This is a genomic window from Serratia sp. CY43202 (genome assembly GCF_052168755.1).
In the GTDB taxonomy this organism is placed as follows: domain Bacteria; phylum Pseudomonadota; class Gammaproteobacteria; order Enterobacterales; family Enterobacteriaceae; genus Serratia; species Serratia bockelmannii.
This window is the reverse complement of sequence record NZ_JBJNMB010000008.1, coordinates 1-11,936: the sequence shown is the minus strand read 5'-3', so window position 1 is coordinate 11,936 and position 11,936 is coordinate 1. Positions and strand designations below refer to the sequence as shown.

The following is an 11,936-nucleotide window of genomic DNA, read 5'->3' as shown; positions in this document are numbered from 1 at the left end:
TTACTGGCCGCGCATTTGCTGCTGTTGCTGTTTAACCTGTTCCGCCACTTGCAGCAGACTGGCTTCGATCTTGGCCAGGCCAGCGGCAGGCGTGAACAGACAGGGCTGATGTTGGCTGAAGGCGCGGCGCTGCTCCGCCAGGCGCTGGGCCAACGCGTCCATTTCATCCAGCAGCGCCTGCGGCGTGGCGGTGGCCTGTTTGCCCGGCAGCGCCAGCAGCGAAGGCTGGCGGCTGACGTCCAGCACCGTCAGGTGCAGTTGGTCATCGACGTCCAAATCGATCGGCTGCGCGAAGCCAATGCCGTTCAGCTTGGCGCGCACGTCGCCGCCTTTTTGCAGCCAGTTATCCAGCACGCTGCTCTCAATGCTCAGATGGTTGACCTGAATGTCATGCAGCTGCAGCGGTTTTTGCAGCAGCAGGGTGAGGGTGCCGCCGGCGAACGGCGTGGCCGGCGCATATTGCGGTTTGCGGCTGAACATGCCGCCCTTTTTCACCAGGCTGATGGCCTGCCGATCGCTTTGCTGCTGCTGGTCCTGCAGCCAGCGGGTATGGATCTGTTGCAACTGGATCAGCATCGACTGCTGCTGATAGGCCGACTCGGTCAGCAGCTGATCGATCTGCTGTTGCAGCAGCTTCAGCGAGGTGAGATCGTGCCACAGGCAGTCTTTCAATAGCATCAGGTCGAGCGGGGCGATGGCATCGCGCCCGCTGAAGAAGGCGCAGGCCTGCAGCAGACGCAGGGCTTTTTTCCAGCGCCGATCGGAGACGTATGGCGCCTGCTCCAGCGCGTCCAGCCGCTGACGCAGCTGGAAAATCAGCTCAAAGCAGGCTTCCGGCAGCGCCACCTTGTCGATCTGCGGCTGCCACTGCAGAAACTCTTCGTCGCTGATGCTCAGCGCCGCCGGCACCGGGTTTTGGCTTTCGCTCTGGCGGTTGACCAGCAGCGAGCGGAAATTCTGTTTATCCTGCACCTTGTCCAGCCACAGGCGGATAAGCATGCGGTCATATAAGGCTTCGAGGCTGTTGTCCGCTTCGGGCAGTTCGTTGGAGGCGGTGACCAGCAGGCGCAGCGGGATCGGTTCTTCGCTGTTGCCGTTGCGAAAGCGCCGTTCGTTGATCGCCGTCAGCAGGGTGTTGAGGATCGCCGGGCCAGCCTTCCAGATCTCGTCCAGAAACACGATCTCCGCTTCCGGCAGATAGCCGGCGGTCAGGCGCTGATAGCGCCCTTCGTCTTTCAGCGCCTGAATCGAGAGCGGGCCGAAGACCTCTTCCGGCGTGGAAAAGCGCGTCATCAGGTATTCAAAGGAGCGGGCGTTGCGGAAGGCAAACTTCAGCCGGCGCGCGATCAGGCTCTTGGCAATGCCGGGCGGGCCGAGCAGGAATACGCTTTCGCCGCTCAGCGCCGCCAGCAGGCACAGGCGGATCGCTTCTTGCCGTTCATAAAGACCGCTCTCCAGCGCACTGCTGAGGCGGGAAATTCGTTCTGCCAGAAGGGATGATGGCGTCATATAATTGTCGCATTGTCCGAGAGTTAGCCAATCTTGGTCGATAATCCGATGATAAACCACCATTATTTTTACTGGTATAGCTTATTGATTAGTAATATTTTTCTCAGTTGAGTCGGATATCCGGTTCACATTTTGTTTATTTTTCGGCTCTGATATAAGGGTAGGCAAGCCGTATAAATGGTGCATACTGTGCGGCTTTCTGGTGGGCGTGACGGATCTTTGAGCCCGTATTTTGCCTGATGCGGATGCATCGCTAACGGATGTTCTGATAAAGAAACGAATTATGAGCGCAGAGCATAAGCAGTCCTTATCGGCGGTAACCCTGGCGGCCATCGGCGTGGTCTACGGTGATATCGGCACCAGCCCTCTCTATACGCTGAGAGAGTGTTTCTCCGGCCATTACGGCTTCGATGTTCGTCCAGACGTGGTTTTCGGCTTCCTGTCGCTGATTTTCTGGATGCTGATCGTGATCGTTTCCCTCAAATATCTTACCTACGTGATGCGGGCGGACAACGCCGGCGAAGGCGGCATTTTGACGCTGATGTCGCTGGCCGGGCGAAATACCTCGGCGCGCACCACCGCAGTGCTGGTGATACTGGGCCTGATCGGCGGCAGCTTCTTCTATGGCGAGGTGGTGATCACCCCGGCGATCTCGGTGATGTCGGCGATAGAGGGGTTGGAAATCGCCGCGCCTGCGCTCGACGCCTATATCGTCCCGCTCTCGATTCTGGTGCTGACCCTGCTGTTCGTTATCCAAAAACACGGCACTGGCAGCGTCGGCAAGCTGTTCGCCCCGGTAATGCTGCTGTGGTTCATCGTGTTGGCGGTGCTGGGCGCGCGCAGCATCATTTCGAACCCGGAAGTGCTGCAGGCGCTGAATCCCAAATGGGCGCTCAACTTCTTTATGGAATATAAGAAGGTGTCGTTCTTCGCGCTGGGGGCGGTGGTGCTGTCTATCACCGGCGTTGAGGCGCTGTATGCCGATATGGGGCACTTCGGCAAGTTCCCGATCCGCCTGGCCTGGTTCACCGTGGTGCTGCCTTCGCTGGTGCTCAACTACTTCGGGCAGGGGGCGTTGCTGCTGAAAAACCCTGAAGCGATCAAAAACCCATTCTTCCTGCTGGCACCCGACTGGGCGCTGATCCCGCTGCTGATTCTGGCAACCCTGGCAACGGTCATCGCCTCGCAGGCGGTGATTTCCGGCGTCTTCTCGCTGACCCGCCAGGCGGTGCGTCTGGGTTACCTGTCGCCGATGCGCATCATTCACACCTCGGAAATGGAATCCGGCCAGATCTATATTCCGGTGATCAACTGGACGCTGTACATCTCGGTAGTGCTGGTGATCATCGGGTTCGAACACTCCAGCAACCTGGCGGCGGCGTACGGCATCGCCGTCACCGGTACCATGGTGCTGACCAGCATTCTGGTCACCTCGGTGGCGATCAACAACTGGCACTGGAATCGCTTCCTGGCGATCGGCATTGTGACCATCTTGCTGATCATCGACGTGCCGATGTTCTCCGCCAACGCCCTGAAGCTGTTCTCCGGCGGCTGGTTGCCACTGACCTTGGCGCTGGTGATGTTCGTCATTATGACCACCTGGAAGAGCGAGCGCTTCCGCTTGCTGCGCCGCCTGCATGAACACGGCAACTCGCTGGAGGCGATGATCGCCTCGCTGGAGAAATCGCCGCCGGTGCGGGTGCCGGGGACCGCGGTGTTCCTGTCGCGCGCCACCAACGTCATTCCTTTTGCGCTGCTGCACAACCTGAAGCACAACAAGGTGCTGCATGAACGCGTGGTGCTGCTGACGCTGCGCACCGAGGATGCGCCTTACGTGCACAACGTGCGCCGGGTGACCATCGAACAGCTGTCGCCGACCTTCTGGCGGGTGGTGGCCAGCTACGGCTGGCGGGAAACGCCGAACGTCGAGGAGGTGTTCCACCGCTGCGGGCTGGAAGGGTTGCCGTGCCGCATGTCGGAGACGTCATTCTTCATGTCGCATGAGTCGCTGATCCTCACCAAGCGGCCGTGGTATCTCTACCTGCGCGGCAAGCTGTTCGTCGCCCTTAGCCGCAACGCGCTGCGCGCGCCGGATCAGTTTGAGATCCCACCTAACCGGGTCATCGAACTCGGCACGCAGGTCGAGATCTAACCCACCTGACAGGGGTTCAGCATGGCTGAGCCCCTTTTGTTTGCGCTTTTTCCGCGCGCGAACGAAACGTTTCGATAGCGATCACACTTCTGCATTGTCCCGGTTGCCTTCCCCTGCCGTTTTTTTAAACTCCTCCAGAGAGCGAAACGTTTCGCTAGCGGAGTGAGAAGATGAAAAAAGGCGTATTACTGAATTCCGACGTGTCTGCCGTGATTGCCCGGCTGGGGCACACCGATCAGCTCACCTTGTGCGATGCGGGCCTGCCGATACCGGCGGCGACGCAGCGCATCGATCTGGCGCTGACGCAAGGCGTGCCGACCTTCATGCAGGTGTTCGCGGCGGTCACGCAAGAGATGCAGGTAGAAAACGCCATCCTGGCGGAAGAGATCGTGAAACAAAATCCGTCGCTCCACGAGGCATTGTTGGCTGAACTGACCGCACTGGGCCAACGCCAGGGCAATACCATCAGCGTGCGCTATATCAGCCATCAGGCGTTTAAAGCGCAAACCGAGCACAGCCGGGCGGTGATCCGCAGCGGAGAGTGTTCGCCTTACGCGAACGTGATCCTGTGCGCCGGCGTAACTTTCTGAGGCGCGTATGCAACCTTTACTGCAACTGAAAGGGATTGATAAAGCCTTTCCCGGCGTGAAGGCGCTTTCCGGCGCCGCCCTCAGCGTCTATCCCGGCAAGGTGATGGCGCTGGTGGGGGAAAACGGCGCCGGGAAGTCCACCATGATGAAAGTGCTGACTGGCATCTACCAGAAAGACGCCGGCAGTCAGTATTTTCTCGGTAAAGAGGTGGTATTCAACGGGCCTAAGGATTCGCAGGAAGCGGGCATCGGCATTATCCATCAGGAGCTGAACCTGATCCCGCAGCTGACGATTGCGGAAAACATCTTCCTCGGCCGCGAGTTCGTCAACCGTTTCGGCCGCATTGACTGGAAGCGCATGTACGCCGAGGCCGATCGCTTGTTGGCGCGCCTCAACCTGCGCTACAGCAGCCACCGGCTGGTGGGGGAGCTGTCGATCGGCGATCAGCAGATGGTGGAGATCGCCAAGGTACTGAGCTTCGAATCGAAAGTGATCATCATGGACGAACCGACCGATGCGCTGACCGACACCGAAACCGCCTCGCTGTTCAAGGTGATCAACGAGCTGAAGGCCGAAGGGCGCGGCATCGTTTATATCTCGCACCGCCTGAAAGAGATTTTTGAAATCTGCGACGACGTGACCGTGTTCCGCGACGGGCAGTTCATCGCTGAGCGGCCGGTGAGCGAGCTGCAGGAAGATTCGCTGATAGAGATGATGGTCGGCCGCAAGCTGGAAGAACAATACCCGCGCCTTGATTTGCCGCGCGGGGAAAAGCGGCTGGACGTCAGCCACCTTTCCGGACCCGGCGTTGAAGACGTCAGCTTTACGCTGTACCGCGGCGAGATCCTCGGCGTGGCCGGGCTGATGGGCGCCGGGCGCACTGAATTGATGAAGATCCTGTACGGCGCCGCGCCGCGTAAGGCCGGCACCGTCAGCCTGGACGGCCGCGACGTGGTCACCCACTCGCCGCAGGACGGGTTGGCGAACGGCATCGTCTATATCTCGGAAGACCGTAAGCGCGACGGCCTGGTGCTGGGCATGTCGGTAAAGGAAAACATGTCTCTGACCGCGCTGCGCTACTTCAGCCGCGCCGACGGCAGCCTGAAACAGGCCGATGAGCGGCAGGCGGTGGGGGATTTCATCCGCCTGTTCAATATCAAAACGCCGTCGATGGAGCAGCCGATCGGCCTGCTTTCCGGCGGCAACCAGCAAAAAGTGGCGATCGCCCGCGGCCTGATGACCCGGCCGAAGGTGCTGATCCTCGATGAGCCGACGCGCGGCGTCGACGTCGGCGCCAAAAAAGAGATCTATCAGTTAATCAACCAGTTCAAGCAGGAAGGGCTGAGCATCATTCTGGTGTCTTCGGAAATGCCGGAGGTGATGGGCATGAGCGATCGCATTCTGGTGATGCACGAAGGGCATCTCAGCGGCGAGTTCCCGATTGAACAGGCCACCCAGGAAGCGTTGATGGCGGCAGCCGTCGGCAAGCAATACGGCGTAAAGCAGGAGTAATCAGATATGAGTTCCCAGACTATCGCAGCCAAGCGCTGGTTCAGTAAAGAGTGGCTGTTAGAGCAGAAGTCGTTGATTGCGCTGCTGGTGCTGATCGCCGTGGTCTCTTCCATGAGCCCGAACTTCTTCACCCTGAACAACCTGTTCAATATTCTGCAGCAGACTTCGGTGAACGCCATCATGGCGGTGGGGATGACGCTGGTGATCCTCACGTCCGGCATCGATCTGTCGGTAGGATCGCTGTTGGCCCTGACCGGCGCGGTGGCGGCGTCGATCGTCGGCTTTGAGGTCAACGCGCTGGTGGCGGTGGCGGCGGCATTGGCGCTGGGCGCTGCGGTTGGCGCCTGCACTGGGGTGATCGTCGCCAAAGGCAAAGTGCAGGCCTTTATCGCCACGCTGGTGATGATGCTGCTGCTGCGCGGCGTCACCATGGTGTACACCAACGGCAGCCCGGTCAACACCGGTTTCACCGACGTGGCCGATACCTTCGGCTGGTTCGGTATCGGCCGCCCGCTGGGCGTGCCTACGCCGATCTGGATCATGGCGATCGTGTTCATCGCCGCCTGGTATATGCTGCACCATACGCGCCTGGGCCGCTATATTTATGCCCTGGGCGGCAACGAAGCGGCGACCCGCCTGTCCGGCATCAGCGTCGATAAAGTGAAGATTATCGTCTACTCGCTGTGCGGCCTGCTGGCGGCGCTGGCCGGGGTGATCGAAGTGGCGCGCCTGTCGTCGGCGCAGCCGACCGCCGGCACCGGCTATGAGCTGGACGCCATCGCCGCCGTGGTGCTGGGCGGCACCAGCTTGGCCGGCGGCAAGGGCCGCATCGTCGGCACGCTGATCGGGGCGCTGATCCTCGGCTTCCTGAACAACGGTCTGAATTTACTGGGTGTTTCTTCCTACTACCAAATGATCGTGAAGGCAGTGGTGATACTGCTGGCGGTTCTGGTAGATAACAAAAGCAACAAGTAACCTCCCCTACAGGAATCACGATGATGAAAATGAAAAAACTGGCAACCTTAGCCTCCGCCATCGCGCTGAGCGCCACCCTGAGCGCCAATGCCATGGCTAAAGACACCATCGCGCTGGTGGTGTCCACCCTCAACAACCCGTTCTTCGTCTCGATGAAGGACGGCGCGCAGCAAGAGGCCAACAAGCTGGGCTACAACCTGGTGGTGCTGGATTCCCAGAACAACCCGGCGAAAGAGCTGGCCAACGTGCAGGATCTGATGGTGCGCGCGCCTAAGCTGCTGCTGATCAACCCGACCGACTCCGACGCGGTGGGTAACGCCATCAAGATGGCCAACCAGGCTAAGATCCCGGTCATCACGCTGGACCGCGTGGCGAGCAAGGGTGACGTGGTGAGCCACATCGCTTCGGACAACCGCGTGGGCGGCAAAATGGCCGGTGATTTCATCGCCAAGAAAGTGGGCGCCGATGCCAAGGTGATTCAGCTGGAAGGCATCGCCGGCACCTCTGCCGCGCGTGAACGCGGTGAAGGCTTCAAGCAGTCGCTGGATCAGAATAAATTCAAACTGTTGGCCAGCCAGCCGGCCGATTTCGATCGCACCAAGGGCCTGAACGTAATGCAGAACCTGCTGACCGCGCACCCGGATGTGCAGGCGGTGTTCGCCCAGAACGATGAAATGGCGCTGGGTGCGCTGCGCGCGCTGCAAACCGCCGGTAAAACCGACGTGATCGTGGTAGGCTTCGACGGCACCGCCGACGGCGTGAAAGCGGTCGAAGGCGGCAAGCTGGCGGCGACCGTGGCGCAGCGTCCCGATCAGATCGGCGTGATCGGCGTGGAAACCGCCGATAAAGTGCTGAAAGGCGAAAAAGTGCCGGCGACCATCCCGGTCGATTTGAAACTGGTCACTCAGTAAGTCATACCAGCGCCATCGGAACGGGGCGTTTACGATGGCGCGCAATTCAGGAATCAATGCGATGGAAACAGGTAAGCTGGTGGTTCTTGGCAGCATCAATGCCGACCATATCCTCAATATTGAACAGTTCCCCCACCCGGGCGAAACGGTGATCGGGAAACAGTATAAGGTGGCGTTTGGCGGCAAGGGTGCGAATCAGGCGGTGGCGGCCGGGCGCAGCGGGGCGGAGATCGCCTTTATCGCCTGCGTAGGCGCCGATGATATCGGCGAGCGTATCCGCCGGCAGCTGGCGAGCGATCGCATTGATACCCAACCGATTGAAGCCATCGCCGACAGCACCACCGGCGTGGCGCTGATCTTCGTCAACGCCGAAGGCGAGAACGTGATCGGCATCGATGCCGGCGCCAACGCCGCGGTAACGCCGGATTACCTGGCGCGCTACCAACAAAAAGTGATCGACGCCGATGCCCTGCTGATGCAGCTCGAGTCGCCGCTGGAGACGGTGATCGCCGCCGCCCGCCTGGCGAAACAACATCAAACGCAGGTGATCCTCAACCCGGCTCCGGCGCGCGAGCTACCTGACGAGCTGCTGGGCATGATCGATATGATCACCCCGAATGAAACCGAAGCCCAGCGCCTGACCGGCATCGCCGTGGACAACGAAACGGATGCGGCGCGTGCGGCGCAGGCGCTGCACGACAAGGGCATCGCGACGGTGATCATCACCCTCGGCAGCCGCGGCGTGTGGCTGAGCGAAAACGGCAACGGCAAACGGGTGCCTGGTTTCAAGGTGCAAGCGGTGGATACCATCGCCGCCGGCGATACCTTTAACGGTGCGCTGGTGACCGCCCTGTTGGAAGGCAAGATCATGGCTGATGCGGTGCGTTTCGCCCATGCGGCGGCGGCGATCGCCGTGACCCGCCCCGGCGCGCAACCTTCGGTGCCCTGGCGTGAAGAGATCGACGCCTTCTTGCAGCAGCAGGGGTGATCCTTTGGCCACCATGAAAGATGTCGCCCGCCTGGCGGGCGTTTCAACCTCTACCGTGTCGCATGTGGTCAACAATAATCGTTTTGTCAGCGACAGCGTGCGCGACAAGGTCATGGCGGCCGTGGAACAGCTGAACTATGCGCCTTCTGCGCTGGCGCGCAGCCTGAAGCTCAATCAGACGCGCACCATCGGCATGCTGGTGACCGCCAGCAACAACCCGTTTTATGCCGAAGTGGTGCGCGGCGTGGAGCGCAGCTGCTATGAACGTGGCTACAGTTTAATCCTGTGCAATACCGAAGAAGACGCCGCGCGCATGAACCGCAGCATGGAGACGCTGCTGCAAAAGCGCGTCGACGGTTTGTTGTTGATGTGCACCGAAAACCACCGGCCATCGCAAGATGCCCTGAGCCGCTACCCGTCATTGCCGATCGTGATGATGGACTGGGCGCCGTTCGAGGGCGCCAACGACATTATTCAGGATAACTCGCTGCTGGGCGGCGAGATGGCGACCGATCATCTGATCGCCCGCGGCTACCGCAAGATTGCCTGCATTGCTGGCCCGGAGGATAAAACCACCGCTCGTCACCGACTGGAAGGCTATCGCAACGCAATGCGTCGCGCCGGATTGCCGGTTTCGCCAGGGTATGAAGTGCATTGCGATTTTGAGTTTGAGGGCGGGGTGAACGCCATGCGCCAACTGCTGGCGCTGGACGAGCCGCCGCATGCGGTATTTGCCGGCAACGACGCGGTGGCGGTAGGCGTTTATCAGGCGCTGTATCAGGCCGGGCTTTCCGTACCGCAGGATATGGCGGTGATGGGCTACGATGACATTGAGTTGGCGCGTTATCTGGCGCCGCCGCTGAGCACCATTCATCAGCCGAAGGATTCGCTGGGCGAACTGGCGATCGATGCGCTGATCAACCGCCTGCAGAACCCGGAGCGCGCGCCCCAGGTGCTGGTGCTGACGCCCGAGCTGGTGGAACGCGCCTCGGTGGGCCGCCGTTAACTCGCCGCCTTGGCTTCTTTCTTGCTTTCCTGGCCGCTGATCAAATTGCGGCCATCTTTCCTTCTCAGCAACATAAACACCAGCGCCGACGCCACGGTGACGATCCCCATGGTGATAAAGGTGTAATGGAAGTGGTCGATCATGGTGCCTAACGACAGGGATTCGTAAAAACGCAGCACCGCCGCGCTGATCGCCACGCCGAAGCTGATGGACAGCTGCTGGGTGACCGCCAGGACGCTGTTGCCGGCGCTGGCGTTGGCGTCGTTCAAATCTGCCAGGCTGATGGTGTTCATGGCGGTAAACTGGGTGGACATCGCCATGCCCAGCACGAACAGCGGCAGGATCATCAGCCACAGCGGCATGCCCGGGCTTTGCAGGGCGAACTGGGCGATCAGCACTCCGATGATAACGGTAATGCCGACCAGCGTTTTACGGTAGCCGAACCAGCGCAACACCTGAGTGACGGTGGATTTCGCCATCAGCGAGCCGATGGCGGTTGGCGCCATCATGCAACCGGCGACGATCGCCGTATAGCCGAATCCCACCTGCAGCATGAGCGGCATTAAAAATGGCACGCAGCCGGTGCCCAGCCTGGAGGCGACGTTGCCGGCGATACCGACCGAGAAGGTGCGGGTTTTGAACAGGTCGAGACCGATCAGCGGCTGAGGATGACGGCGGGCGTGCGTGATGTAGCCGAACAGCATTACGAAGCCACTGAGCAGAATACCCAGCGAAACGTAGCTTGCCAGTACCCGCTCGCCAAACAGCTCCAGCCCGGTGGAGATCAGCACCAGGCTTAGGCCGAACAGCATGAAGCCAAGAAAATCGAAGCGGCGTTTGGGCGTGGTGAAGTCCGGCATGTATTTGCGCGCATAGAAGATGCCGAGCAGGCCGATAGGGATATTGATCAGGAAAATCCAGTGCCAGGTGGCGTAGGTGACCAGCCACCCCCCCAGCAACGGCCCCAGAATCGGCCCGACCAGGCCGGGCATGGTGACGAAGTTCAGCACCGGCAGCAGTTCGCTGCGCGGGTAGGCGCGCAGCAGCGCCAACCGTGCGACCGGCATCATCATCGCGCCGCCGATGCCCTGCAGCACGCGAGAGGCAACCAGCGCGCTCAACGTGGGGGAGAGGGCGCACAGTAGCGAGCCGAGGGTGAATAGCGTGACGGCGAAGATGAACACGCGCCGGGTGCCGAAGCGGTCCGCCAGCCAGCCGCTGACCGGGATCAGCATTGCCACCGTCAGCGTGTAGCTGATGACGGCCGATTGCATCGCCAGCGGCGATCGCCCCAGGCTTTGGGCGATCGCCGGTAGCGCCGTGTTGAGGATGGTGGCGTCCAGAGCCTGCATAAAGAACGCCATTGCGGCGATCCACGGTAGCCCTGCCATACTGCGCGCGGATTGGGTCATGGTCGGTCCTGGTTAAATGGTCGTCTGTCCCTCGTCTCTTTCTTCTATATATAAGCGGGGAGCGTGTCTAGTCTTTCTCTTTCAACAGCACCTGGCAGGCGACGAGGGCACCGGCGCTGTCTCCGGCGAGTATCGCATCGACGATAGCCTGATGATGGCGCAGCTTAATGACTTCATTGCCGGTGATGGCACGGAAGTAGCTTTGGTACACCGAGCTGAACAGGTTGGCGAACGAGGTCAGGAACGGGTTGCCGCTGGCCTCATAGATAAGCTGGTGGAATTGGGTATCGACCTGGATCCAACGCTCGCGATCAAACTGGGTATGCAGCGCGCGCATTTCCGCCATCAGTTCCGCCAGCAGCTTGGTTTGCTGCGGGCTGGCGTGGTTTGCCGCCAACGCGCAGGCCTGTGGCTCCAGCGAGGTGCGCAAGATAAGGAAGTGTTGCATCACCTGATCGAAGTTTTCCCGCGTCATCCACCAGGTCAGTAAATCCTGATCGAGGAAATTCCATTGGCTCTGCGGCATCACACGGGTGCCGATGCGCGGGCGCGGTAGCAACATGCCTTTGGCGGCTAACATCTTTACCGCTTCGCGTACTGCGGTGCGGCTGACGCCGAATTGCTCGCCCAGTTCCATTTCACCGGGCAGGATGCTGCCGGCCTGATAATCGCCCGCCAGAATTTGTTGGCCGAGTTTCTCTGCAAGCAGATAAGAAAGATTGCGTTGGGCGGCCTGTTGTTGTGCATTTAACGGCATGGCTGCGGGTCCTTACTGACATCGTTATTTCTATTTTACTCCAGCGATCGCCAGCTTTTATGGCTGTTTGCCTGAAAAAGTGACATAAATTCGTCGCTTTTTCGCCCTTTTGCCGAAAAAAAA

Annotated in this window: 10 protein-coding genes; 7 read left to right on the top strand and 3 right to left on the bottom strand. The window is 60.2% G+C overall.

Annotation, left to right across the window (positions count from 1 at the left end; all coding sequences use genetic code 11):
* Positions 1-1,509 carry an ATPase RavA gene (gene ravA / locus ACJ8J5_RS17185; protein ID WP_025304733.1) on the bottom strand — a complete coding sequence of 503 codons (1,509 nt, stop codon included), beginning with the start codon at positions 1,507-1,509 and terminating at the stop codon, positions 1-3.
* 283 nt (positions 1,510-1,792) lie between these two features.
* Between ravA and kup the strand changes: the two genes are divergently transcribed.
* The 7 genes from kup (at position 1,793) to rbsR (ending at position 9,644) form a co-directional block, all read left to right on the top strand.
* On the top strand, positions 1,793-3,661 hold the full coding sequence (gene kup / locus ACJ8J5_RS17180; RefSeq protein ID WP_049207096.1) for a low affinity potassium transporter Kup: 1,869 nt from the start codon (positions 1,793-1,795) through the stop codon (positions 3,659-3,661).
* Positions 3,662-3,831: 170 nt separating this feature from the next.
* A complete protein-coding gene (gene rbsD / locus ACJ8J5_RS17175; RefSeq protein ID WP_147823466.1) occupies positions 3,832-4,251 on the top strand; it encodes a D-ribose pyranase in 420 nt (139 codons plus the stop codon).
* A 7-nt stretch (positions 4,252-4,258) separates the two neighbouring features.
* Positions 4,259-5,764: a ribose ABC transporter ATP-binding protein RbsA gene (gene rbsA, locus ACJ8J5_RS17170; protein ID WP_025304731.1), complete on the top strand. Its 1,506-nt coding sequence runs from the start codon at positions 4,259-4,261 to the stop codon at positions 5,762-5,764.
* A 6-nt stretch (positions 5,765-5,770) separates the two neighbouring features.
* A complete protein-coding gene (gene rbsC / locus ACJ8J5_RS17165; RefSeq protein WP_019455467.1) occupies positions 5,771-6,739 on the top strand; it encodes a ribose ABC transporter permease in 969 nt (322 codons plus the stop codon).
* 23 nt (positions 6,740-6,762) lie between these two features.
* Positions 6,763-7,650: a ribose ABC transporter substrate-binding protein RbsB gene (gene rbsB, locus ACJ8J5_RS17160; protein ID WP_025160300.1), complete on the top strand. Its 888-nt coding sequence runs from the start codon at positions 6,763-6,765 to the stop codon at positions 7,648-7,650.
* 61 nt (positions 7,651-7,711) lie between these two features.
* Complete coding sequence (gene rbsK, locus ACJ8J5_RS17155) at positions 7,712-8,638, top strand: ribokinase (protein ID WP_414104971.1); 927 nt, start codon at positions 7,712-7,714, stop codon at positions 8,636-8,638.
* Between the two features lie 4 nt (positions 8,639-8,642).
* On the top strand, positions 8,643-9,644 hold the full coding sequence (gene rbsR, locus ACJ8J5_RS17150) for a ribose operon transcriptional repressor RbsR (protein ID WP_025304727.1): 1,002 nt from the start codon (positions 8,643-8,645) through the stop codon (positions 9,642-9,644).
* Here rbsR and mdtD read toward each other — a convergent pair.
* On the bottom strand, positions 9,641-11,056 hold the full coding sequence (mdtD, locus tag ACJ8J5_RS17145) for a multidrug transporter subunit MdtD (protein ID WP_049295014.1): 1,416 nt from the start codon (positions 11,054-11,056) through the stop codon (positions 9,641-9,643). The genes rbsR and mdtD overlap by 4 nt on opposite strands.
* A 67-nt stretch (positions 11,057-11,123) precedes the next feature.
* Positions 11,124-11,813, bottom strand: a complete 690-nt coding sequence (locus ACJ8J5_RS17140) for a FadR/GntR family transcriptional regulator (protein WP_033636503.1) — start codon at positions 11,811-11,813, stop codon at positions 11,124-11,126.
* Positions 11,814-11,936 lie beyond the last annotated feature (123 nt).

Coding starts and splice junctions, on each gene's coding strand:
- ravA (WP_025304733.1), bottom strand. CDS start 1,509: ATGACGCCATCATCCCTTCTGGCAGAACGAATTTCCCGCCTCAGCAGT.
- kup (WP_049207096.1), top strand. CDS start 1,793: ATGAGCGCAGAGCATAAGCAGTCCTTATCGGCGGTAACCCTGGCGGCC.
- rbsC (WP_019455467.1), top strand. CDS start 5,771: ATGAGTTCCCAGACTATCGCAGCCAAGCGCTGGTTCAGTAAAGAGTGG.
- rbsD (WP_147823466.1), top strand. CDS start 3,832: ATGAAAAAAGGCGTATTACTGAATTCCGACGTGTCTGCCGTGATTGCC.
- mdtD (WP_049295014.1), bottom strand. CDS start 11,056: ATGACCCAATCCGCGCGCAGTATGGCAGGGCTACCGTGGATCGCCGCA.
- ACJ8J5_RS17140 (WP_033636503.1), bottom strand. CDS start 11,813: ATGCCGTTAAATGCACAACAACAGGCCGCCCAACGCAATCTTTCTTAT.
- rbsK (WP_414104971.1), top strand. CDS start 7,712: ATGGAAACAGGTAAGCTGGTGGTTCTTGGCAGCATCAATGCCGACCAT.
- rbsA (WP_025304731.1), top strand. CDS start 4,259: ATGCAACCTTTACTGCAACTGAAAGGGATTGATAAAGCCTTTCCCGGC.
- rbsB (WP_025160300.1), top strand. CDS start 6,763: ATGAAAATGAAAAAACTGGCAACCTTAGCCTCCGCCATCGCGCTGAGC.